This window comes from Amycolatopsis silviterrae (assembly GCF_042684085.1).
GTDB classification, from domain to species: Bacteria; Actinomycetota; Actinomycetes; order Mycobacteriales; family Pseudonocardiaceae; genus Amycolatopsis; species Amycolatopsis silviterrae.
The window spans coordinates 201,327-222,899 of the sequence record NZ_JBHUKS010000038.1 but is presented as its reverse complement, the minus strand read 5'-3'; the positions used below and the strand labels follow the sequence as shown (position 1 = coordinate 222,899).

22 protein-coding genes are annotated in these 21,573 nt (G+C 69.1%); 6 read left to right on the top strand and 16 right to left on the bottom strand.

All coding sequences use genetic code 11. The annotated features are described in order from the left end of the window. Positions 1-16: 16 nt before the first annotated feature. Positions 17-442, bottom strand: a complete 426-nt coding sequence (locus ACFSVL_RS44520; RefSeq protein WP_378313881.1) for a Fur family transcriptional regulator — start codon at positions 440-442, stop codon at positions 17-19. 118 nt (positions 443-560) lie between these two features. Here ACFSVL_RS44520 and ACFSVL_RS44515 point away from each other — a divergent pair, with 118 nt between their 5' ends. Next, on the top strand, positions 561-959 hold the full coding sequence (locus ACFSVL_RS44515) for a Fur family transcriptional regulator (protein WP_378313880.1): 399 nt from the start codon (positions 561-563) through the stop codon (positions 957-959). A gap of 6 nt (positions 960-965) precedes the next feature. Here the strand turns inward: ACFSVL_RS44515 and ACFSVL_RS44510 are convergent, their stop codons facing one another. Further along, positions 966-1,805, bottom strand: coding sequence for an SDR family oxidoreductase (locus ACFSVL_RS44510; RefSeq protein WP_378313878.1), 840 nt, complete (start codon positions 1,803-1,805; stop codon positions 966-968). An 85-nt stretch (positions 1,806-1,890) separates the two neighbouring features. Here ACFSVL_RS44510 and ACFSVL_RS44505 point away from each other — a divergent pair, with 85 nt between their 5' ends. The 3 genes from ACFSVL_RS44505 (at position 1,891) to ACFSVL_RS44495 (ending at position 3,793) form a co-directional block, all read left to right on the top strand. Beyond that, entirely contained in the window at positions 1,891-2,253 is a 363-nt protein-coding gene (locus tag ACFSVL_RS44505; RefSeq protein ID WP_378313876.1) for a winged helix-turn-helix transcriptional regulator, read from the top strand. 75 nt (positions 2,254-2,328) lie between these two features. Beyond that, the gene (locus ACFSVL_RS44500) at positions 2,329-3,195 is read left to right on the top strand and encodes an alpha/beta fold hydrolase (protein WP_378313874.1); all 867 of its coding nucleotides are present in this window, start codon (positions 2,329-2,331) and stop codon (positions 3,193-3,195) included. A gap of 4 nt (positions 3,196-3,199) precedes the next feature. After that, positions 3,200-3,793, top strand: coding sequence for a TetR/AcrR family transcriptional regulator (locus ACFSVL_RS44495; RefSeq protein WP_378313872.1), 594 nt, complete (start codon positions 3,200-3,202; stop codon positions 3,791-3,793). Here the strand turns inward: ACFSVL_RS44495 and ACFSVL_RS44490 are convergent. Then, the gene (locus tag ACFSVL_RS44490; protein ID WP_378313870.1) at positions 3,790-4,443 is read right to left on the bottom strand and encodes a YdcF family protein; all 654 of its coding nucleotides are present in this window, start codon (positions 4,441-4,443) and stop codon (positions 3,790-3,792) included. The two genes, ACFSVL_RS44495 and ACFSVL_RS44490, sit on opposite strands and share 4 nt — an antisense overlap. Before the next feature lie 14 nt (positions 4,444-4,457). Then, the gene (locus tag ACFSVL_RS44485; RefSeq protein WP_378313868.1) at positions 4,458-5,225 is read right to left on the bottom strand and encodes a GntR family transcriptional regulator; all 768 of its coding nucleotides are present in this window, start codon (positions 5,223-5,225) and stop codon (positions 4,458-4,460) included. Between the two features lie 172 nt (positions 5,226-5,397). On the opposite strand from ACFSVL_RS44485, the gene ACFSVL_RS44480 reads away from it, so the two are divergent. Further along, on the top strand, positions 5,398-5,646 hold the full coding sequence (locus tag ACFSVL_RS44480; protein ID WP_378313866.1) for an AMED_5909 family protein: 249 nt from the start codon (positions 5,398-5,400) through the stop codon (positions 5,644-5,646). Between the two features lie 17 nt (positions 5,647-5,663). Here the strand turns inward: ACFSVL_RS44480 and ACFSVL_RS44475 are convergent, their stop codons facing one another. Beyond that, positions 5,664-7,172, bottom strand: a complete 1,509-nt coding sequence (locus ACFSVL_RS44475; protein WP_449224408.1) for an NAD-dependent succinate-semialdehyde dehydrogenase — start codon at positions 7,170-7,172, stop codon at positions 5,664-5,666. Between the two features lie 83 nt (positions 7,173-7,255). Between ACFSVL_RS44475 and ACFSVL_RS44470 the strand changes: the two genes are divergently transcribed. Next, positions 7,256-7,771 (top strand): lytic polysaccharide monooxygenase auxiliary activity family 9 protein, encoded by a 516-nt coding sequence (locus tag ACFSVL_RS44470; RefSeq protein ID WP_378313865.1) that lies wholly within the window; start codon positions 7,256-7,258, stop codon positions 7,769-7,771. A 52-nt stretch (positions 7,772-7,823) separates the two neighbouring features. On the opposite strand, the gene ACFSVL_RS44465 is transcribed toward ACFSVL_RS44470, so the two are convergent. From ACFSVL_RS44465 to ACFSVL_RS44415, 11 genes are all read right to left on the bottom strand, one after another. Then, complete coding sequence (locus tag ACFSVL_RS44465; protein ID WP_378313863.1) at positions 7,824-8,231, bottom strand: nuclear transport factor 2 family protein; 408 nt, start codon at positions 8,229-8,231, stop codon at positions 7,824-7,826. A gap of 48 nt (positions 8,232-8,279) precedes the next feature. Next, positions 8,280-8,522 (bottom strand): PLDc N-terminal domain-containing protein, encoded by a 243-nt coding sequence (locus tag ACFSVL_RS44460; protein ID WP_378313862.1) that lies wholly within the window; start codon positions 8,520-8,522, stop codon positions 8,280-8,282. 113 nt (positions 8,523-8,635) lie between these two features. Next, positions 8,636-9,751 carry an FAD-dependent oxidoreductase gene (locus ACFSVL_RS44455; RefSeq protein WP_378313860.1) on the bottom strand — a complete coding sequence of 372 codons (1,116 nt, stop codon included), beginning with the start codon at positions 9,749-9,751 and terminating at the stop codon, positions 8,636-8,638. Between the two features lie 1,584 nt (positions 9,752-11,335). After that, positions 11,336-14,686, bottom strand: a complete 3,351-nt coding sequence (locus ACFSVL_RS44450; RefSeq protein ID WP_378313859.1) for a TM0106 family RecB-like putative nuclease — start codon at positions 14,684-14,686, stop codon at positions 11,336-11,338. Between the two features lie 381 nt (positions 14,687-15,067). Then, complete coding sequence (locus ACFSVL_RS44445; protein WP_378313857.1) at positions 15,068-16,303, bottom strand: RNA polymerase sigma factor; 1,236 nt, start codon at positions 16,301-16,303, stop codon at positions 15,068-15,070. Continuing rightward, positions 16,300-16,629 (bottom strand): YciI family protein, encoded by a 330-nt coding sequence (locus tag ACFSVL_RS44440; RefSeq protein ID WP_378313855.1) that lies wholly within the window; start codon positions 16,627-16,629, stop codon positions 16,300-16,302. Before ACFSVL_RS44440 ends, ACFSVL_RS44445 begins: the two co-directional genes overlap by 4 nt. A gap of 38 nt (positions 16,630-16,667) precedes the next feature. Next, the gene (locus tag ACFSVL_RS44435; RefSeq protein ID WP_378313854.1) at positions 16,668-17,288 is read right to left on the bottom strand and encodes a dihydrofolate reductase family protein; all 621 of its coding nucleotides are present in this window, start codon (positions 17,286-17,288) and stop codon (positions 16,668-16,670) included. Positions 17,289-17,403: 115 nt separating this feature from the next. After that, positions 17,404-18,246, bottom strand: a complete 843-nt coding sequence (locus tag ACFSVL_RS44430; RefSeq protein ID WP_378313853.1) for an aminoglycoside phosphotransferase family protein — start codon at positions 18,244-18,246, stop codon at positions 17,404-17,406. Positions 18,247-18,539: 293 nt separating this feature from the next. Next, positions 18,540-19,448: a ribonuclease Z gene (locus ACFSVL_RS44425; protein WP_378313851.1), complete on the bottom strand. Its 909-nt coding sequence runs from the start codon at positions 19,446-19,448 to the stop codon at positions 18,540-18,542. 154 nt (positions 19,449-19,602) lie between these two features. After that, complete coding sequence (locus tag ACFSVL_RS44420; RefSeq protein ID WP_378313849.1) at positions 19,603-20,568, bottom strand: NAD-dependent epimerase/dehydratase family protein; 966 nt, start codon at positions 20,566-20,568, stop codon at positions 19,603-19,605. Then, positions 20,565-21,533 carry a ScbA/BarX family gamma-butyrolactone biosynthesis protein gene (locus tag ACFSVL_RS44415; protein ID WP_378313847.1) on the bottom strand — a complete coding sequence of 323 codons (969 nt, stop codon included), beginning with the start codon at positions 21,531-21,533 and terminating at the stop codon, positions 20,565-20,567. Before ACFSVL_RS44415 ends, ACFSVL_RS44420 begins: the two co-directional genes overlap by 4 nt. Between the last annotated feature and the right edge of the window lie 40 nt (positions 21,534-21,573).

Sequence of the window (21,573 nt, the reverse complement as noted above, 5' to 3'; positions counted from 1 at the left end):
GAACCGGGATTGCCACTCACGACCCCTTGGCCTCGCACCCCTCGCACATCCCCCACCACGTGACCTCCGCCTGATCCACCCGAAACCCGGCCACCGGCCCAGGCTCAAGACACGGCGCGGCGCCGACCGCGCACGGCACGTCCTGGATCCGCCCGCAGCCGCGGCAGACCAGGTGGTGGTGGTTGTCGTGGGTTTCGAGTTCGAACCGCGCGGGCGAGCCAGCCGGTTCGAGCGGGCGCAGCAGCCGGGCGCCGACGAGGTCCTCGAGCACGTTGTAAAGGCCCTGCCTGGACAACGCGCCGACGGCCCCGTCGGCGTCGAGCACCGTCGCGATCTCCGCGGCCGTGACGTGCGGGGTCCGCGCGACCGCGGCCAGCACCGCACGCCGCTGCGGCGTGTTGCGCAGGCCCTTGTCGCGCAGGCGCGCCCCGAACTCGTCCATGGCCCGGATGGTACCCGCAGACTTGACCGGATCAATTCTGTCGTGCAGTGGCTCACAGTCCTAGAGTTGACCCGTTCTTACATTTGACTGGATCAACTTTTCGGACTACAAAGGAGGCGTGCTCACGACCTCCGCACCTACCCCGTCCAGCGCCGACGCCGGTGTCCGGCTCCGGCGCGCCGGCCTGCGCGTGACCACCGCCCGGCAGGTCGTGCTGGAAGTGCTGGCCGAAAACCCGCACGTGACCGTCGCGGAGCTGCTGCCGCCGGTCCGCGAACGGCTGCCGATGGCGTCCACCAGGGCGGTCCACGACGTGCTGGCCACCGGCGTCACCGCCGGTCTCGTCCACCGCTTCGACCACGTCGGCGTCGCGCAGCGCTACGAACTTTCCGGCTTCGACCACCGGCATCTGCTGTGCGGCCAATGCGGCCGGCTGGAGGCAATCGCCGGCGCGCCAACGGAATCAGCCGAAGAGACGGTGTCCGGGCTGTGCTCGCGCTGCGCTCCGGCCGAGTAAGAAAGCTCAGCGGAACGCGGCGATATTGCGCGCCGCCCAATCGGCGAAGGACCGCGGCGGACGGCCGAGAACCCGCTCGACGTCCGGGCTCACCCGCAGCTCAGCCGGCGTCGGCGAGCTGAGGATGTCCAGGGTGTCGTCGGCGAGTTCGCCCGGCATGCTCTGGGTCATGCCCGCCTTGGCCTCGGCGCGGGTCAGCTCGTGGAACCGCACCGGCTCGCCCAGTGCGGCGGCCAGCGCCGCGGTTTGCTGCCGCGGCGTGATCACCTCCGGCCCGGTCAGCTCGTACACGCCGCCGACGTGCCGGTCGTCCACCAGGCACGCCGCCGCGACCTCCGCGATGTCCGCCGGATCGACGATCGGCACCCCGGTGTCCCCGAACGGCGCGGCGACCGTCCCCTGCGTGCGGACGGATTCCGCCCACCACAGCGCGTTGGAGTCGAACCCGCCCGGCCGCAGGATGGCCCAGTCCAGGCCGGACTCGCGCAGCGCGTCCTCCAGCGCGCGCATGGCGATCCGCGTCGTGCCGAACGGCCTGGTCGCCACTCCCAAGGTGGACAGCAGGACGACCCGGCGCACTCCGGCGTCGGCGGCCTTCGCGATGAGGTCGGCCGGATTGGCGCCGACCGCGTGCAAATCGCCGGACAGCAACAGGAACAGCGCCTTCGCCCCGGTCAGCGCGGGTTCGAGACTGGCCGGATCAGCCAGATCGGCCACCACGTGCCGTACGCCGTCCGGCACCTCCGCGGCGTTTCGCGACACCGCCGTCACCTGCTCGCCCGCCTCGGCCAGCGCCCGCACCAGCGGACGGCCGATGTTTCCGGTAGCCCCGGTCACCACGATCATGTGCAGCTCCTTTTTCGATGTGCATCCGAAGCTAGACCGCAGCGCTTACTCTTCGTAAGCACATACCTTTCGGTAAGCTCGATACGTGACAGGAAGCGCGCAGTTCACCCCGGCCGTCCCCGAGCCGCGGTATGAGGTGTTTCACACCGACTGCCCCGCTCGCACCGTGCTCGGCCACGTGACCAGCAGGTGGGGCGTCTGGATCCTGATCTCGTTGCGGGACAAGGAACTCCGGTTCTACGAACTGCGCGAGAGCATCGAGGGGATCAGCGAAAAGATGCTCGCCCAGTCCCTGCGCGCCCTGGTCGAGGACGGCCTCGTCTGGCGCCGCGTCGAGCCGACCACCCCGCCCCAGGTCACCTACGGCCTGACCGAGTTCGGCGAGGACGTCCGCGAACCCCTCGACGATCTCTTCGACCGCATCACCCGGCGGCTCGGACCGCGGTAGCTCCCGGCCGCGAACCGGTCCGGCATTACCTCAGAGGTAATTTACATACAGACTGCATGTATGTATCTTCGCCCTATGACTACCCACGAAGAACTCGGCACTGCCCGGCACGTCAACCTCCCGCAAGGCGAGATCCGGTACTTCGAACGCGGACGCGGCCGGCCGGTCGTCTTCGTGCACGGCGTGCTCACCAACGCACTGCTGTGGCGCAAGGTCGCCCCCGCCGTCGCGGACGCCGGATTCCGTTGCCTGTCCCCGGATCTGCCGCTCGGCGCGCACTCGGTCCCGATGCGCTCGGACGCCGACCTCAGCGCCACCGGCCTCGCCACCCTGCTGGGCGACTTCCTCACCGCGCTCGACCTGGAGGACGTCATCCTGGTCGCCAACGACACCGGCGGCGCCATCACGCAACTGCTGCTCGCGCGGTATCCGGAACGGGTCAGCCGAGTCGTGCTGACGCCGTCGGACAGCTTCGAGTACTTCTTCCCGCCGATCTTCCAGCCGCTGCCGTCGATCGCGCGCGTCCCGGGCTCGATGGCGGTGCTCGGCCAGCTGCTGCGGATCAAGGCGCTGTACCGGCTGCCGCTGCTGTTCGGCTGGGTCACTAAGTATCCGCTGCCGCCCGACATCGCGGAGGAGTACCTGGGCAAACTGCGGAAGTCTCCTGGCGTGCGGCGAGACCTGCGCAAATTCCTGCGCACCGTCGACTCCAGCCACACCCTCGCCGCGGCCGAAAAGCTGCGCCAGTTCAAGCACCCGGTGCTGCTGGTGTGGCCGCCCGAGGAAAAGCTGTTCCCGATCAGCCTCGCGCACCGTCTCGCGGAAATCCTGCCGGACGCGGAGATCGCCGAGGTACCGGACTCCTACACCTTCGTGTCCGAGGACCAGCCGGACGCACTGGCCGGGCACATCACGCGCTTCGCCACCGCCATGGCAGATTAGGTGCGTGCGACGTACCCAGCAAGAACGCTCCGACGCGACGCGAGCCGCACTGATCAAGGCCGCCCGCGACCTCTTCGGCGTGCGCGGCTACCACGACGTGCCCGCCGAAGAAATCACGCGCACGGCAGGCGTCACGAGGGGCGCGCTGTACCACCACTTCGGCGACAAACTCGGCCTGTTCCGGGCGGTAGTCGAGGTGGTTGAGCGGGAATTGACCGCCGAGGTCACCGAGGTTCTCGACCACGCACCGGACCCGCTCTCCGGCCTTTCGGGAGCGCTGGGGGTGTTCCTGGACGCGTGCCTGCGCCCGGACGTCCGCCAAATCTCGCTGACGGACGCTCCGGCCGTACTGGGCTGGGACGCCTGGCGAGAACTCGAGGCGGAGCACGGCTTGGGACTGGTGGCCGAGCACCTGGCGGCGGCGCGGGATGCCGGGTTGATCGTGGATACGCCGGTGGATGCTCTGGCGCAGCTGGTTCTGGCGACGGTGATGGAGGCGGCGCGGATGATCGCGAACGCGGACGACCCGGATCGGGTGCGGGAGGATGTGCAGCAGGTGTTCGCCGGGTGGCTGGGCGGGTTGCTGCGGACCGCTTAGGCGAGAAGCCTGGTTGTGTAGCCATGAGCGATCAGGTTTGCGAAGGCTCGCTCCACTGTGTCCGGGACATCTTGCGGTATCGCGAATCCTTGCTCGGCGTATACGGAGATCCTTTGCGTGTCGCCGACTAGCATGCTGATGACCCGGTCCACGTCGCCGATGCCGAGGATGTACTCGTCCAGCGGCAATGGCTGGGAGGCGCAGGTCACGGCTATCTCGGGCCAGAGCTTCTTGCAGGTCGCGTAAGCCCTTCGCTGTTGGTACGGCCGGGAAATCAGCACGACCGACTTGATCTCCCGCGCTTCCAGCAGTTTCCGGCTGAGGGTGATGTTTTCTCCGGTGTTCCGCGCGGTTGGCTCGACCAGAATCGCGCCGTCCGGTACGCCCAGTTCCAATGCGTGTTCCCGGTAGTGCACGGCCTCGCCGCGAGGGAATCGCTCCACGGTCGTCGGCGCGTTGGCTCCGGTGAAGACGATCCGCGGGAAGTATCCCTGGTGGTACAGCTCTGCGGTGCAGGCAGCGACGCCGAGGTCGTGACTGCCCAGACCGATCCCCACGTCGGCGGGCCGGAGTTCATGGTGCAGATCGTGGTAGTCCCAGAGCGCTTGGACGTCGGCACGGAGGTGCGGCGGGAGGGCGGTCGAGGCCATGCGCGGACTCCGGGTCAGTCGGGGATCTTGAACGTATAGGACCAGGAGAACCGGCTTGCGGCGTGGACACCGCGCGCGAACTCGACGACCCGGCCGTCCGCGGTGAACGTGCGGCGCCGCAAGACCATGACCGGTTCGCCCGCGAGGAGTTCCAGCATCTCGATTTCGTCCGGTGTGGGCATGCGCGAGCAGACGGTCTCGTTGATCGTGTCGGGTTCTAGTCCTTGCAGCGTGAGAACAAGGAAGCCACCGCCTCGACCAGCTGGCCCCGGCGTGTCGTCGACAAGACGAGTGCCCTCGACGTCCTCCGGCCGGTAGTAGCTGGCGAGGGTGTGCGTAGGGCGGCCGGCGTCCTTGACTAGGCGCGCACGCTCATAGACGGGCGAGCCGATGTCGACGCCCAGGGCTTCAGCGATTTCATCGTCGGCCTCGATCCGCGAGACAGTCTGCGTCTGGTCCGAGTGCTTCCATTCGCGACCGGAGGCCTCGCGATCGGCGATGAACGCGACCCTGTCGCCGTACTTCCACTTGCTCTTGGCATAGCGGTCGGCTCCGAGGCGCTTCATCGCCGGACGCGCACGAACGACGGTGCCACGACGGCGGATCGGCGTGACTAGCCCTTCGGCTTCCAGGACACCGACGGCTTTGCGGACCGTGTTGACGTTGACGCCGTACTCCTCGGCCAGCTCCTCCTGCTTCGGCAACGTTGAGTCCGGGGCGTACTCACCCTGCTGGATCGCGTCCCTCAGGCGCGCGGCCAGGTCGCGGTATCCAGTGCCCACCTCGTCCTCCTCCGTCGGGCGATAACGCTAGCGGTATCAGCGCACTCTGCCCACCAGACTAGATAGAGGTAGTTCTATTGACAACTTCCCCACACCCTCCTCTAATAGAACTATCCCTAATTGAGCACCCTCGGGCTACGGGAACAGATGCACCAGCGGAAGGACCTCCACGATGGCGACCAGTGCTGAACCGGCGACACTGCACGACGCGCACGCCTCCGCGATAACCCGGCGGCCCGCGTCCGACGCGCCCTCTTCGGACTGGGCAGACTTCCACTTCGCCAACGCGCGGATGTACCGGGCCGTCGCGGACTACGACCGCTGGCATCATCACGAGGCTCTGTACTGGGCCGGCTACGAGGAACGTCAGGCAGCACGGCGTTCCACACCGCCCGAAGAAGATCCGAGCGACCAGCATTAGTCCGCATCAGATCAAGGTCAAAGCCTGATCGACTTCTGGTTCATGAACTCCTCAATCCCCGCCGGCCCCAGCTCCCGCCCCATCCCCGACCGCTTGATCCCGCCGAAGGGCAAATCCGCCTGCGACCCGCCGGACTTGTTGAAATACACCATCCCCGCCTCCAACCGATCCGCAGCCCGGCGCAACCGAACCGGATCCGTGCCAAACACCGCCGCCCCCAACCCGAACGGCGAATCGTTAGCGATCTCAATCGCATGATCATCCGATTCCGCCCGGAACAAGACCGCCACCGGACCGAAAATCTCCTCCCGATAAGCGTCCATCTCCGGCGTGACATCGGTCAGGACAGTCGCCTCCAGATAAGCCCCCTCGCCCCGACGACCGCCGGTGCGCAACGTCGCGCCCTGCTCCACCGCGCGGGCCACCTGGGCGGCAACCTCGTCCGCAGCGGCAACCGAAGCCAACGGCGGCAACTTCACCGCCGGATCCGACGGATCGCCCGGCACGTAATAATCCGCGACCCGCTTGGTGAAGCGGTCCACAAACTCGGCATAGAGGTCGGACTGGACGATAATCCGCTTAGGAGCATTGCAGGACTGTCCACAGTTCCGCATTCGCGCAGTCGCGACCGCCTGGACCGTTTCGTCCAAATCCGCGGTGTCGAGCACCAGCAGCGGATCCGCGCCACCGAGTTCCAGCACGCACCGTTTGAGGTTCCGGCCCGCTTCGGCCGCGACGGAGATGCCGGCTTGTTCACTGCCCGTCAGGGAAACGCCTTGAATGCGCGGGTCGGCGAGGACCGACGGGACCTGGCGGCTGGAGGCGAAGATGTTCACGTACACATCGCCCGGTACGCCTGCTTCGTGCAGGATTTTCTCGATCGCCAGCGCCGAACGCGGGCAGATCGACGCGTGTTTGAGCAGGATTGTGTTGCCCAGCACGAGGTTCGGCGCGACGAACCGGGCCACCTGATAACACGGGAAATTCCACGGCATCACACCCAAGAGCGCGCCGATCGGCTCCTTGCGGATCACCGCGGACCCGCCGCGGATGGCCAGCGGCTGGTCGGCGATCAGGTCCGGGCCGCGTTCGGCGTAGTAGCGGAAGATGTCCACGACGATGCCGACCTCGCCGCGGCCCTCGTTGATCCGCTTGCCCATCTCCAGCGTCATGATGGCGGCCAGCTCGTCAGCACGTTCCTCGAAAAGATCCGCAGCACGCGCGACAATCGCGGAACGTTCCGCCACCGGACGGTCGCGCCAAGTGCGATATCCGCGGCCGACGCGCTCGATCGCCGCGCGGACCTCCTCGTCGGTCGCGTTGTCGATTTCCTCGATCAGCTGTCCTGTGGCCGGGTCGGTCACCGTGTACATCGCGGTCTCCCTGCGGTCGGTATCCTCCTCGACATCATATTGCATACAGTATCCTGTGTATAGATAACGCAGGGTAGCCGATTCTTGACCGAGCGCGGGCGGCCGAGTATGGTCTAGACCACAAATCTCCCCACCCCTCCGCCCGCGCTCCACCCCACCGCGGGCTCGTCGGTCGTGCCCTGGCCCGCCCGATCGCCCTCCGGCGCGGGAGCGGGCCCGGCTTCGAAGGAGCCACCATGCCCCGCAAACGCACGATCCTCGCCGCACTCGGCGGCGCGGCGCTCGCTCCGGTGCTGATGCTCGTCGGTCCCGGCATCGCCAGCGCGCACGGCTACGTCAACTCCCCGCCGAGCAGGCAGGCCCAATGCGCGGACGGAACGGTGTCCTGCGGCGACATCCAGTGGGAACCGCAGAGCGTCGAAGGCCCGAAAGGCCTGCACAGCTGCAGCGGCGGCGTCGACCGGTTCGCCGACCTCGACGACGACAGCAAGGGCTGGAAGGTCACCCAGGTCGGCTCGCAGGTCACCTTCACCTGGGTGTTCACCGCCCGCCACCGCACCCTCGACTACCAGTACTTCATCGGCGGCACCGAGGTCGCGAACTTCAGCGGCAACGACTCGATCCCGCCGGAAACCGTGTCGCACCAGGTCGATCTGAGCGGCTACTCCGGACAGCAGAAGGTGCTCGCGGTGTGGAACATCGCCGACACCGACAACGCTTTCTACGCCTGTATCGACTTGAACGTTTCCTGACCGCGCGAAACCGCCGGGCGGCCGGGCGGGGATCTCCGCTCCGGCCACCCGGCTATCCGGCGAATGCCTCGGCGACGGCGAGGCTGTCTTCGTAGACGTGGTACCGCGTGATCAACCCGCCGCCGACGGTCAGGTGAACCGCGAAGCTCGTCACGAAGCGTTTGCCGGTCAGCTTGACCGTTTGTGCGCTCGTCCCGATCAATACCGCGTCCGGACCGTCGATGCCGTCGGCCAAGACCTGGTCAACCCGGATTTCCCCGGACACACAGGCGTTTCCGAGCGTCCGGAAGTGGTCCGCGACGTCCGCCCTCGACGATCGGGGACGGATCCAGGGCACGGCGGGATGATGCGGTTCCGGCCAGCTCACCCGCCAGTCGGCTGGGTCCGCGAAAAGCTCCGCGATCCGGTCCGGGTCGCCGACCGCGAGCCGGCGCAGGAATTCGTCAATCACATGCTTCATGCCCGGACGCTAACCGCGCTCCACTGACACCCAGTGTCAGCGAAGTGGTCACCATCGTGCCGTTTCCGCGCTCCGCTTGCCGACCAGGAACCACAGGACCGGCCCGAGGAACGGCGCGCAGAACGCGAAGATCACCCACACCACCTTCATCCCGAAGCCGAGCGGGCTGCCGAGCACGCTCACCAGCGCGCCGAGGAACAGCAGCACCGGAAACGCCACTAGCGCCACGATCCCGGCGATAGCGGCGAAATGCAGGCCTTCATGGACGGTGTCGGCCAGGACGGCGGTCATCGGATTCCTCTCTCACAGCGGGCTGAACCCCATTGTGCGAGCGGAACCGCCGCGCCCGGATCGGCTTGACGGCTCGCTCCGGGTACCGCTTAAGTCGTAGTCCACAGTGGACGTCAGGCTCCGAAGAACTCGAGCAGCCCCGCCGGCGCGTCGTCGCGGAAACAGAGTTCCAGGCTCTGCGCCGACTCAGCGGCAGATTTCGCGCTGCGCGGGAACAACGCGGCCTCGTACTCGGCGAGCGCGCGTTCGACGTCACCCGGGTGCCGCGCGAGCGCGAGCCCCAGCTCGGCACCGTCGAGCATCGCGAGGTTCGCGCCCTCCCCCGCGAACGGCGACATGACGTGCGCGGCGTCGCCGATCAGCGTGACGCCGGGCACCCGCGGCCACGAATGCCCGACCGGGAGCGCGTGGATCAGCCGCGGGATCAGCTCGCCGTCCGCGTCCGCGACCAGGGCGCGGAGCCGGTCGGACCAGCCGTCGAAGTGGCTGAGCACGGCTGCCTTGGCGGCGTCGCGGTCGGTGAAGTCGATCGAAGCGGCCCAGGTTTCCGGGACGCGCAGGGCGACGTAGACGTGCAGGCTGCCGTCCGGTTCGCGGTGCGCGAGGAAGCCTTTGCCCTCTCCAAGGGCGAAACTCATGCCGCCGCCGAGGAGGGCCGCCGCGTCCGGGTGCCGGGTGTCGGCCTCGAGGAGGTCGATCTCGACGAAGGAAATCCCGGAGTACGCCGGTTTGTCCGGCGAGACCAGGGGCCGGATCCGCGACCAGGCACCGTCGGCACCGACGAGCAGGTCCGTCGTGAGCGACGTGCCGTCGGCGAGAGTGAGCCGATGCCGCCCGTCGGACAGCGATTCGGCAGCGGTGACCTTCGTGCCCCAGCGGACGGTGCCCGCTGGCAACGAGTTGAGCAGGAGGTCACGCAGGACACCGCGGTCGATTTCCGGCCGGTCTCCACCGCCGTCGTCCTCCTCGGAAAACAGTAAGGCGGCAGTTCGGTCGTAGACGCGGGCTTCCTCGCCGCCGGAGTGGATCAGGGTGCGGAATTCGTCATGCAGGCCGGCAGCGTGGAGGGCGACCTGGCCGGCGTCCTCGTGGATGTCGAGCATGCCGCCCTGCGTGCGGGCGGACGGGGAGGCGTCGAGGTCGAGGACAGTGGCTTCGATGCCGTGGACGTGCAGGACGCGGGCGAGGCTGAGACCGCCGAGGCCGGCGCCGACGATGGTGATGGTCATGGCGTGCTCCGTTCTTTTCGTGAGTGGCTGCCGATCAGCTTAACGAACATGTTCGTTACGAACAAGTTCGCTTTAGGGTGACGGCGGTCAACCGTGAGTAGAGCGGCTGGAGTCCTGGCCGGACGGGACGGGTTCGGCGGAACTGCTGCACCCCCGCTTGCACCGTCCCGTCCGTGCCTGCGGCGAAAGCGCAACGATTCGCCCGTCGTGGCAACCTGACCGCGGCTCAACCGTCGCCGAGTGCTCCGGCCCCGACCAACCGGTCACTCGATTGGTGGCGACCCAGATCACCTTATGGGGCCGGAACATTCGCGGGGCTCGCGCGTTGTACAGGGTGTCGGTACGGAGGTGCCCCCGGGCCTCACCTTCTGCCTTCCAGGAATACCGGTCCGGCCGGAGCCTGGTCGTGCCACTCGCCGCGAGGCGGCCCCCGTACCGGCGCACAAACCACCCGCTCCGCGCGACTGCTCCCCCCAGACGCGGAACGGGATCCGGTGCTCCTGCTCCCGCCGGCCGGTAACCCCCAGCCGGTCCGGACGGAGAGCGGGAGCACACCCCCGGACGCGGGAATGTTCTTGGCCCGCAACGAGTTGTACTGAATAGCGGAACTGTCCTCAAGGAACACTCTCCAGCCCACCAGAGCCACCCCGTCCGCTGCGGCGTCTCCCCCAGTGCCCCGCGCGGACGGGGATCCCGCGCCCCCGCTCCGGCACCCGCATCGGCCGGACGCGCGGGGCGCCCCGACTGCCTCGCCGACCACGGGCCGTCCCTGACCGCCTTGGTCGCCGCGAGGCGCTCGGACCCGTCTCGCCCGTCGCGGGACACCACAGAGACAGCCCTTCGCCCACCACGAGCACGCGGACGACCCCGCTCACTTGCGGACCGTCCAGGCCAGCTCCTCCGCCACGGGGACGCCCAGAGCCCCTCGCCCACCTGCGAGGTGCCCAAACCGTCTCGCTCGCCGCACGACACCAGACCACCTCGCTCGCCGCGCCACCCCTCCCCACGGTCGCGCGAGCGGGGACATGTGCCCGCCCGGCCGCCGGATCCCGACCGGACCGGCCGGGCAGGGCACCCCAGCTAGGCCCGACCCACTCGTGGCGATTCAACCGGTCCTCTCGCGGGACTCAGCCACGCCACGCGCGCAGTTCGTCCGGTCCGCTTGCGGGCTCAGCCCAACCGTTCGCGCGATTCAGCCAAGCCCCGCGCAGGGTTGAGCCGAACCGCTCGCAGGGTCCAACCGACCCACGCGCGGGACTCAGCCAAGCCGCTCGCAGTTCATCCGAACCGCTTGTGGGCTCGGCCAAACTGCTCGCGCGATTCGTCCGCGGCCCACTCGCAGGATTCGACCAAGCCACTCGCACAGCTCCTCCAGCCCGCTCGCGGGCTCAACCAAACTGCTCGCGCAGTTCGTCCGGTCCGCTCGGGCCCAGCCAAGCCGCTAGCCCGATTCAGCCGGTCCGCTCGCCGGTTCGGCCAAGCCCCTCGCACGGTTCAGCCAAGCCACGCGCAGGGCTCAACCAAGCCTCTCGCGGCGATTCAGCCGATACCCGCGCCGAGACCAACCAAACCGACCACAGCGGCTCAGCCGATCCACTCGCGAGCGTCGCGCAGCAGTCCCAGCATCCCGGAAACCAGCCGCATCTGGTCGACCGTCCGGATGTCCGCCTCGAGCAGCTTCGGGGAGCACACCAAGACCGCGACGGACTGCGCGCGGGACAGGGCAACATTCAATCGATTGCGGGACAACAGAAAATCAAGGCCTCGTGGCAAGTCTACCGCCGAAGAGGACGTCATGGTGGTCACCACAACGGGTGCTTCTTGGCCCTGGAACCGGTCCACCGTGCCGACGCGGACGTCACCGAAACCGGCGTCGGACAGGGCGCGCGTCACCACCCGGGCTTGCAAGTTATACGGGGCTACCACGAGGAAATCGGCGTCGGCGAGCGGGCGGCCTTCCCACGAACGGCCGTGCAGCGATTTGATCACCGAGACCACCTGCTCGGCTTCCTCCACCGAACGCGTGGTGTTCCCGCGATGCTCGACCGACGCCAGATAGAGGCCCGACGGGAAGCCGTCGATCGAGCGTTCCGCGGTGGGATGCGAGTGCAGCAAACCCGCGTACGACAGGTTCGAGACCGGCGCGCACACGGCGGGGTGCATGCGGCGCGTCAGGTCGAGGAAGTATCCCAATTCCGGCGGGATACTGTCGGCATCGCCGATCAAGTGGCCGAGCGCCGAAGCCTCCGCGCCTGCCGGATGCGTGCCCTGCACCACCTGCGGCAGCTGCTGCGGATCCCCCAGCAGCACAACGTTCTTCGCGCACGTCGACACCGCGAGCGCGTCCGCGAGGGCGAATTGACCCGCCTCGTCGATCACCAGGACGTCAAAGGGTTCTTCGCGCACGGCGGCGTTGGCGAACGTCCATGCCGTGCCGCCGACTAAGTGACCGGTGTTGTGTTCTTCACGCCAGCGTACCAGCGCGGTGTTGTTTTTCGGCTGTTCCCAAGGTAATTCCGGATCCGGCGTCCGCTTCGCGCGCTTGGCGCAGGCCATCTCCGGCGCGTTCTCCATGGCCGCCGAGAGCACGTTCTCGACCGCTTTGTGGCTGTTCGACGTGACGCCGACAGTCCGGCCCGAACGCACCAGATGCGCGATCAGTTTTCCGGCCAGGTAAGTCTTTCCGGCTCCGGGCGGGCCCTGGACGGCGAGCACCGAACCGTCCAGTTTGTCGACCGCGGTGATCACCGTGGCGACCAGATCTTCCCCCGGTTCGGGCAAACCGCCGCGCAGCCGGGGGATGCGGCGCAGCAGATCGACGCCGGGATGTGACGGCAGCGCGGGCAGCGTTTCCCCGACCAGCCGGGCGAGATCGGCTACCGCCTCGTCCTTCGGCGACGGACGGACCGGGCTGCCCGGCAGGACGGCCGCGGGGCGGTCATCGGACGTCCGGTCCGGGGCGCTGCTCTCTTCCAGGGTCACTTCGACGGCCGTCGCGGACACGACCTTCGCGTCGCGAGCGTCGGCGCCGTAACGCAATCGCACGTCGTCGCCGGGCGCGAACGGGTGCGGACGGTCCGGGTCGCACTTCACGACCAGGGTGCGTTTCGCGGTGCGCAGCCGGCCGGACGGCGGCACCCACTCGCCCGCGGTCACCGACAGCGGGACGGCGCAGGTCGTGTCCACTTCGAGGTCGCTGAGCGGGGCAGCCAACTGCCGGAAAAACTCCCACCACGCCGGGTTCGTCTCGCGCCGGTGGTAGCCGACGGAGGCGGCCAGCAGGGCGCGGGCGTGGTCGTCGGGGGTGAAATCCGCGGGGTCCTCGGGGAGGCCGTCCAGGAGCGGGTCGACCAGGGCCGCCATCGCGGCAGCGCGTTCGGCTCGGCGCTGGGCTGCTTCCTCTTCTTCGGTGCGGCGGAGCAGAGCGTCCACTTCGGACTCTGGGTCCGGTTCGGCGAGGTCGATTCCGGCTTCGGCGCGCACGCGGTGGAGGAATTCGTGCAGGCGCAAGGTGGAGACGCAGTCGTACTCGTTGTAGTCCGCGATGCCGCGCAGGATTTCGTCGGCTTGTTCGGTGCTTCCGGCGGAGGAGAGCGTCAGATAGTCCTCATATGCCTCGATGCTCGACGCCGCCGTTTTTACGTCGCCGTCGCGGGCTTCGGGCATGTACAGTGGTTCTAGATACTTGATCGAATACGACCGCTGCCCTACCCGTAAAGCCTTGCGTACCACGGCATACAGGTCGATCATCGCGCCGCTGCGCACCAGCTCGTCCACGGCTTCCTCGCGCGTGCCGTGGACGGCGGCGAGCCGCTTGATCGCCGTGACCTCGTACGGCGCGTAGTGGTAGACGTGCGCGTCGGGGTGTTCGGCGAGCCGTGCGGTGGCGAAGTCGATGAACTCCTCGAACGCTCGTTTCTCCTGCGCGCGCGAGTGCGCCCAGAAGGGCGTGAAGCGCTCGTCCGGGGTCACCGCGCCGAAGAGGTATTCGAGGCCGGTGCCAGCCAGCGCGTACGGGTCGCCTTCCATGTCGAAGAAGACGTCGCCGGGGCTGGCCTCGGGCAGTTCGGCGAGTGCGTCCGGGGCGATGATTTCGTAGGCCAGCTCACCGGTTTCGTCTTGGCGGACCTGGATCGCGGCCTGCGCGCGCAACGAGGCGAACGTGCCCTCGGACATGTCGCGCGGACGGTCGGCGGGTTCGGCGCTGGCGAGCGCGTCGATCGTGCCGAGCCCGGCGGCGGCCAGTTTGCGCCGCTGCTCGCTGCGCATGCCGGCGACCAGTGACAGGTCCCGATCCGCCTCCCGCGCGGACGAACAGTGGTCGGCGAACGCACATCCGGTGCACGCCGGGCGCTCGTCCGCCCAGACCCGGTCGGGCAGCTGCGGTGGACGGTCCTGCAACCGGTCGCGGAGCCGGTCCACGAGCGGGAGGAAGTCGTCGACGCGGAGGCTGCGCGTGCTGCCGTCGCCTAGCAGCAGGTGCATCTCCGGGCCGGTGGGCCATCCGCCGCGCCGGAGCGCGTCGGCGTACGCGGTGAGCTGCACGACCGCGGACGGCTTGGCGTGCCGGGCGAGTTTCGTGTCGTAGACCTCGTAGCGGCCCTCGTCGTCGCGCAGAAGAAAATCGGCTCGGCCGGAGAATTCGCCGTCGTGGAACACCGCCTGATAGACGACCGGCGCACCCGCGCGCAACGCTTCCTCGGTCGCTTTCGCCGCGACGACCGGATCGTGCTCCTCGATCTCGACGACCTGCGTCCGCTCGCCGCGCAACCGGCTGAGCGTGGCCGCCTCGTGCGCGCGGCCGTGCTTCACCGCCAGCCGATCGGGTGCCGAACTGGGCCGCGGCGCACCGGGTATCCCCGCCGCCAGCGCCTGCTTGAGGATGCTCCGGTGCTCGCATTCGAGCAGGTCAGCGAGATCAGACGGCGTGTACATCGCCCGGCAGTCTGTCACGGCCGGCGACGGGTCCCGGCAAGGCGGGTGCCGACACGCCGCCCGGAATTGTCGGTGGTGGGTGGGATGCTCTTGGAGTGCGCGGGAACGGGAGGGAAGGATCTGGTGAGGATGGAGGTGAGTGCTTGGAGGAGGCGCGAGTGACGGTGCGCGTGGGCGGTGAGTAGTCGTGTGGTGAGTAGTCGTGTGGTGAGTAGTCGTGTGGTGACTTGCGTTCGGCTTGGCGGCTGGGTGGCTTCACGGCTCGGCGGCTTCGCGGCTGGCTTGGCGGCATCGAGACTGGGTGGCCTCGTGGCTGGGCGGCCCCGTGATCGGTCCGGGTGGAGGCTGATTGCGGGCGCAACCGGCCTGAAACCGTAGGCGCTACGGCAGCTCGGCACGGCGGCGAGCCAGCGAGGCACGCTCAGCGGCGTTGCCCGCCAGCTCGATCGCCTCGTCATACGCCGCACGCGACTCCCCGACGCGGCCCAGCCGGCGCAGGAGGTCGGCGCGGGTGGCGTGGTACGGGTGGTAGCCGGACAGCCGGTCGGCTAGGCCGTTGACCACTGCCAGTGCCGCGTCCGGGCCGTCGAGTTCGGCGACTGCGATGGCGCGGTTCAGGGCGACGATCGGTGACGGGTCCACGCGGACGAGCTGGTCGTAGAGGGCGAGGATCTGCGACCAGTCGGTCTCGTGCATGTCGCGGGCGGACGTGTGCACGGCGTTGATCGCGGCCAGGATCTGGTAGCGGCCCGGAGCCACGCCGGCGGCGGCAGCGGCTAGGCGTTCGCGCACCAGGCGGTGGCCTTCGGCGATCAGGGCCGGGTCCCAGACGGTGCGGTCCTGTTCGTCCAGGGCGACCAGGTCGCCGGCGGGTGATACGCGGGCGGGGCGGCGGGCTTCGGTGAGGAGCATGAGGGCCAGCAGTCCGGTCGCCTCGCCGTTGCCGGGCAGGAGCGCGCGGATCAGGCGGGTCAGCCGGATCGCCTCGGTGGTCAGGTCGTGCCGTACTGGGTCGGTGCCGGGGCCGGTGGCCAGGTAGCCCTCGTTGAATACCAGGAAAAGCGCGGTCAGGACGCCGGAGACACGAGCCGGGAGGTCCTCGGCGGACGGCACTCGGTACGGGATGCGGGCCGCCTTGATCTTGGCTTTCGCGCGGGTGATCCGTTGCCCCATGGTGGTTTCGGCGACCAGGAAGGCGCGGGCGATCTCGGGCACGGTCAGGCCGCCGACCATGCGCAGGGTCAGTGCTACGCGCGCTTCCGGGGCCAGTGCCGGGTGACAGCAGGTGAAGATCAGCCGGAGCCGGTCGTCGTCGATGGCGCTGGGAGGCTCGGGCGGGGCGTCGTCGTGCACCGCCTGCGCCTCCTTGTGCTTGTCGTCGCGTTTGGTCTCGCGGCGGAGCCGGTCGATGGCTTTGCGGGTGGCGGTCGTGGTGAGCCAGGCGCCGGGGTTGGGCGGTACGCCGTCGGACGGCCATCGCTCCACTGCGGTCGCGAAGGCTTCGGCGGCGGCTTCTTCGGCGATGTCGAGGTCGCCGAAGCGTTTGGTCAAGCCGGCGACCACCCGCGCCCATTCCTCGCGGTGGGCCCGGGTGATCGCCTCCTGGACGTCGCTCATCCGGCCAGGAACGGGCGTACCTCGACCTTGCGGTTGCACGCCTTCGACCCCTCGGCGGCGAGCTTGAGCGCCACGTCGAGATCCGGGGCCTCGATGACCCAGAACCCGGCGAGGTACTCCTTGGACTCCAGAAAAGGCCCGTCGGTGACCATGCCCGCTCCGTCCCGGTTGTCGAGGACAGTAGCGGTGTCCGGCGCGGCGAGGCCGCCCGCGAAGACCCAGTGGCCCTTGGTCTGGAGCCGGTCGTTGAACACGTCGATCGCGGCGTGCTCCTCCGGGGTGGCGAGGCTGGCCTGGTCGTGGACGACGGAAATCAGGTACTGCATCCGAGGATCATCTCCTGTGCGGTCGAGAATGGATACGGTCAGCGGCCCGCGTACTGCGGACGTCCGGCGGGACGCCAGACCTCGGTCGTCACGCCCTTGGTGTCCACCCGCGACTCGACCAGGTCGAGCGCCAGATCCGGGCCGTTCTCCGGGAACAGCCGCTTGCCCTGGCCGACGATCACCGGGATCACGAGCAGCGTCATCTCGTCGACCAGGCCGTGCTCCAGCAGCCACCGGACGAGGGCACCGCTGCCGTGCACCTGCAGTTCGCCGCCCGGTTTGGCCTTCAAGTCCGTGATGGCGTCCGCCAGGTCGCCGGACAGGACGGTGGTGCCGGACCACCCAGGATCGGTGAGCGTCGCCGAGGCGACGTACTTCGGCCGCGCGTTCAGTGCCCGCAGGATGGGCTCCCGTCCGGGGACGTCCTGGAGCGTCAAGGATCCCCACGAACTGGCGAACAGGTCGTAGGTCCGCCGGCCGAACAGGAAAGCGTCGGCGCGCTGGTAGGTCTCGTTGATGAACGCCACGGTCTCGTGGTCGCCCTTGCCGAGCGCCCATCCGCCGCGCTCGAACCCGTTCCGGCGGTCCTCGTCCGACGCGCCGCCGTTGCCCTGCACGACTCCGTCGACGGTCACCTGGGTCATGGTCGTCAGCTTCACGATCGCGGTTCCTTTGCCTCCGTGCCGCCCCTCGCGGGCGGCCTCACCCCTGCTACGAAGACCGTCGGCCCGATCCGACACCGCGTCCCGAAGTTTCTCGGAAAAATTTCCGGAGCTAGCCGCGTGCCTCCAGCCAGGCGTTGATGGCCTGGACGAAGCCGTCGACGCTCAGCAGGGGTTTGCCGGTGAAGAGCGCGTGGAGGTGCTCGACGCCGACTGGGTCGTTCCAGGCTCGGGCGCGTCGGCAGGTTTCGTCGTCGGTGGCGGCGCGGAGGAGGTCCCAGCCGTGCCCGGTCGCGACGAGGGCGGCGTCGATCGCCGGGTCGGCCAGGGTCGCCAGGTCCCAGTCGACGACGCCGATCAGCTTGCCGTCGGCGCCGAAGTGGACGTTGCTGGCCCCGAGGTCGCCGTGGACGAGCCTGGCCGGGACCTCGTCGAGCGCCAGCAGCGCGTCGAGGCGCCGCCGGACGCCGTCCTGTCGTTTCGGCGGCAGGCGTGGGATGACCTCGTCGCGCAGGATGTCCGCCCAGCCGAGGCCGTCGGCGTGTCGGCGCGGCCGGTGGAGGACGGCTTCGAGTTCGGGCGAGATCTCCGCCTCGCGCAGCGCCGCGAGGAGCGGGCCGAACGCCGCCGGGTCGCCGACGCCTTCCGGCAACCCCTCGCCGGCGACCCATGAGATCGCGACGGCCGCGTGCTCGCCGAAGGTGGTCACGGGAGTCAGCGGCTCCGGCACGGTGAAGGGCAGTCCGGCGGCCGCGACCGCGCGAAGGATCGCGACCCGGCGCGGTAACTCGGCGGCGGCGCTGGGGCGTTTGGTGATCCGTACCGCGGCGACGTCGGGCAGCAGCACGACGTGGTGCATATTCCCTTGCGTGGCAAGGCTTGCGGAGCTGAGAGGGGTGCCGGGGACTAGCGCTTCGGCGATTTCGAGCAGGTCGGCGGGGACCGGTTGCGGCATGCCGTGATTCTGCCGGACTGGGGTGCGGTGCTGTCGAGGCAGCGGGACCACGCCCTGCGAGCTTGCCGGGCCACTGCGCTTCAGCGGCGAGGCGGCGGCGCTCAGGTCACGCGATCTCGCCGGACCGGCATACGGCGCTGTCAAGACGGGAGCTGCGCCGCGTCCGGATCACGCCGGGTGGCATGCGGCGCGGCGAGACGGCAGTCGCACCACAACCAGATCGCGCTAAATCGGCCCACGACACCGTCGAGGGCTCAGCAGCCTCATACCCGGGCCCGCCAGCCCACCCCATCTCACCGGCGAGGCGGCAGCGGCACCACGTCCAAATCCCGGGCCACGTGGATCTCCCCGTCGAACACCTTCGCGGCTTCGTCGCGGAACCGGTCCGCCTCCTCGTACGGGTAGCGCTGCGAGAAGTGCGTCAGCAGCAGCTCCCGGGCGCCCGACTCCGCCGCCAGCCGGCCAGCGTCAGCGCTGGTCAGGTGGCCGTAGCGGTAGGCGAGGTCGGCGTCGTCGGCGCGGAAGGTCGATTCGGCGATCAGCAGGTCCGCTCCGCGGGCGCAGGCGAACGCGCCCGCGCACAGGCGGGTGTCCATCACGAACGCGACCACCTGGCCCCGGCGCGGCACGCTTACGTCTTCCAGCCGGACCATGCCCTGAGCCGTCTCCAAGGAGCCATCGGCCTGGAGTTTTCGGACCGCAGGGCCTTGGACGCCTGCTGCGGCGAGGGCGTCCGGCAGCATCCGGACGCCGTCCGGTTCGGCGTAGCGGTAGCCGAAGCAGTCAATACGGTGTTCCAGCGGGTACGCCGACAGCGCGCCGCCCAGTGGGCCGGGGGCGGTGATCGGCAGCGGGACCAGCTCGGCGCGTTCGTGGAAGGACGTCGAGTGCCGTAGCCGGTCGAAGTACTCCTGGCCGGACGCTGGGTAGTGGCAGCGCACGGGATGCGCGACCCCGTCCAGCGACAGGCGCTGGACGATGCCCGCCAGGCCCAGGCTGTGGTCGCCGTGGAAGTGGGTGACGCACAGGTGCGTGAGCTCGGTCGCCGTCGCGCCCGCGTACATCATCTGCCGCTGGGTGCCCTCGCCTGGGTCGAAGAGGATGCCGTCGGCGTCGAAGCGCAGGAGGTAGCCGTTGTGGTTGCGGTGCCGGGTCGGCGTCTGGCTCGCCGAGCCCAGCACGACGAACTCGCGTCGGGACATGACGATCATCTTCGCGCCACGCCCGGGCTCGCCGCCACCGAAATGAACTCCGCGGAAACAGCGGCGGCCGTCCGGCGTGAAATTCTCCGGACGGCCGTTAGCATAATTGCCGCGTGAATTCGTTCGATTACTTTCCGCGAATTCGATCTTCGGTTCAGCTGGTCGCGGGAATTGCCAGAGTTTCCCGATACCAGTTTCTCGCTTGGGCCAAACGGACGCGGAATCCCGGTCCCCGGGACACGCCGGTGACCGCCCAGACCCGGCTGCTGTCGTACCAGTGGTCCCGGGTGAGCAGCGACCACTGGTGCTCGCTGAGCCACGGCGTGCGCGCCCGGTGTTCGCGCAGTGGCAGGTCGTGCTCGGGAACCGGCAGGTCGAGCAGGTGGCAGACGGTTTCGAGCAGGTCGCGCATCCGCACCGGCTCCGGGTCGGCCACGTGGAACACCTCGCCCGGGCTGCCCAGCGCCGGGTCCAGCGCGAACGCGCTGAGCACGGCGGCGAGCTCCTGCGACGAGACAACGGACGTCCGGGACGCGCCGCCCGCTGCCCACGCCGGCACTGCGCGCAACCACTTCACCAGCGCCGGGACCACGTGCCGGTCGCCGTCGCCGTACACCAGGTGCGGCCGCAGAACGATCCCGCCCGCGGCGCGGACCTGCTGTTCTCCGGCCAGTCTGGTGCGGCTGGTGGCCGAGGCGGGCCCGAGGTCGAGCGTGTCCTCGGGCGCGCCTCGATGGTCGCCGTCGCGGTAGACCGCGCAGGTGCTCAGCGACACGATGCGGCGGGTGCCCGCGCGGTGCGCCTCCGCGAGGAGCCGGGCCGTGCCGCGATCGTTGACCTCGGCGCATTCCTCTTCCGTGCCGCCGATCCGGGACGCGGCGTGCACGAGCGTCGTGACGCCCGTGCACGCCCCGGCCAGACTGGCGGCGTCGGCGAGGTCGCCGGAGTGGACCCGCGCGCCGGATCGCGTGATCCACTCCGGCACCTCGCCGCGCGCCAGCACCCGGACCGCGGCGCCGCGGGCGAGCAACACCCGCAGCACCGCCGAGCCGATGAACCCGGTCGCACCGGTGACGAGGATTTCCCCGGTCGTACTGTCCGCCCCCAGGCCGGCAGTCATGACCTGCGCATCGCCAGGGTGCCGCTCGCCACGGGGCTGCCCTTCTGCTCCGCCACCACGCGGACCAGCCGCGACCCGTCCGCGTCGACTCCGATCTCTTCCGCCGTCAGCAGGCATTCCGAGTCGAACTCGACGTAGACGGAGAACTCGAAGTCCGAACGCAACGGCAGCGCGTACGGGTCGCCGAGCGTCAGCAGCGCCGCCTGCCGGGCGCCTTCCAGCAGCACCATGCCCGGAACGTGGTCCACCGAGTGGTCGAACAGGACCGGGTGGTCCGGGTCGAACTGCAGGGACCACGTGCCGGGCGTCGCGGTCTCCGCGACCAGCACGTCTTCCTTGCGTTCCCGGCCGACGAGCGCCGGGTCCACGGTGGGCAGCGCGATGGCCTGGAACGGCGTCGCCGCGAAGTGATCGCCGCGCAGCCGGCGGTAGACCGCCGGGGACACGCAGCGGATGGTCTCCGAAGCGGTGCCGATCAGCTCGCCCTCGCGGAAGCAGCCGAACTCGAACCGCATGCCGCCGACGTTGTTGCCCCGGCGGAGCACGTCCCGCACGCTCGCCCGGAGCACCACGTCGATCGGCCTGCCCGCGGTGACCAGCCCTTCGGGGGTGATAGCGCTGGTCTTGCGGCCGGAGACGAACGCGGTGCCGAGCGAGACGCCGTACGCGCGGTGCGCGACGAGCATGATCGCCTGGCGGAACGTTTCCAGGTACAGCATGGGATCGTGCGATCCCGGAGTGCGCGGGCCGAAGAACCCGTGCCGGCGCGGCCACTGCGCGCCGACCTCGAACCGGTCCTCGCCCACGATGTTCAGATCAGTGACGAAAACTTCCGAGACGGCCGCGCGGTGCACGAGATTGCGCGGGATCGTCTGCTGGAAGTCGACCGGGCATCCGCCCGGCGAACTCTCGCCATCGATGATGAAGTTTCTTCCGACAGACTCCTCTAACAACGTACCGACCATGTCGGTCCTCCCAGAAAAAAGAACTTCCCCAGTACCCCCA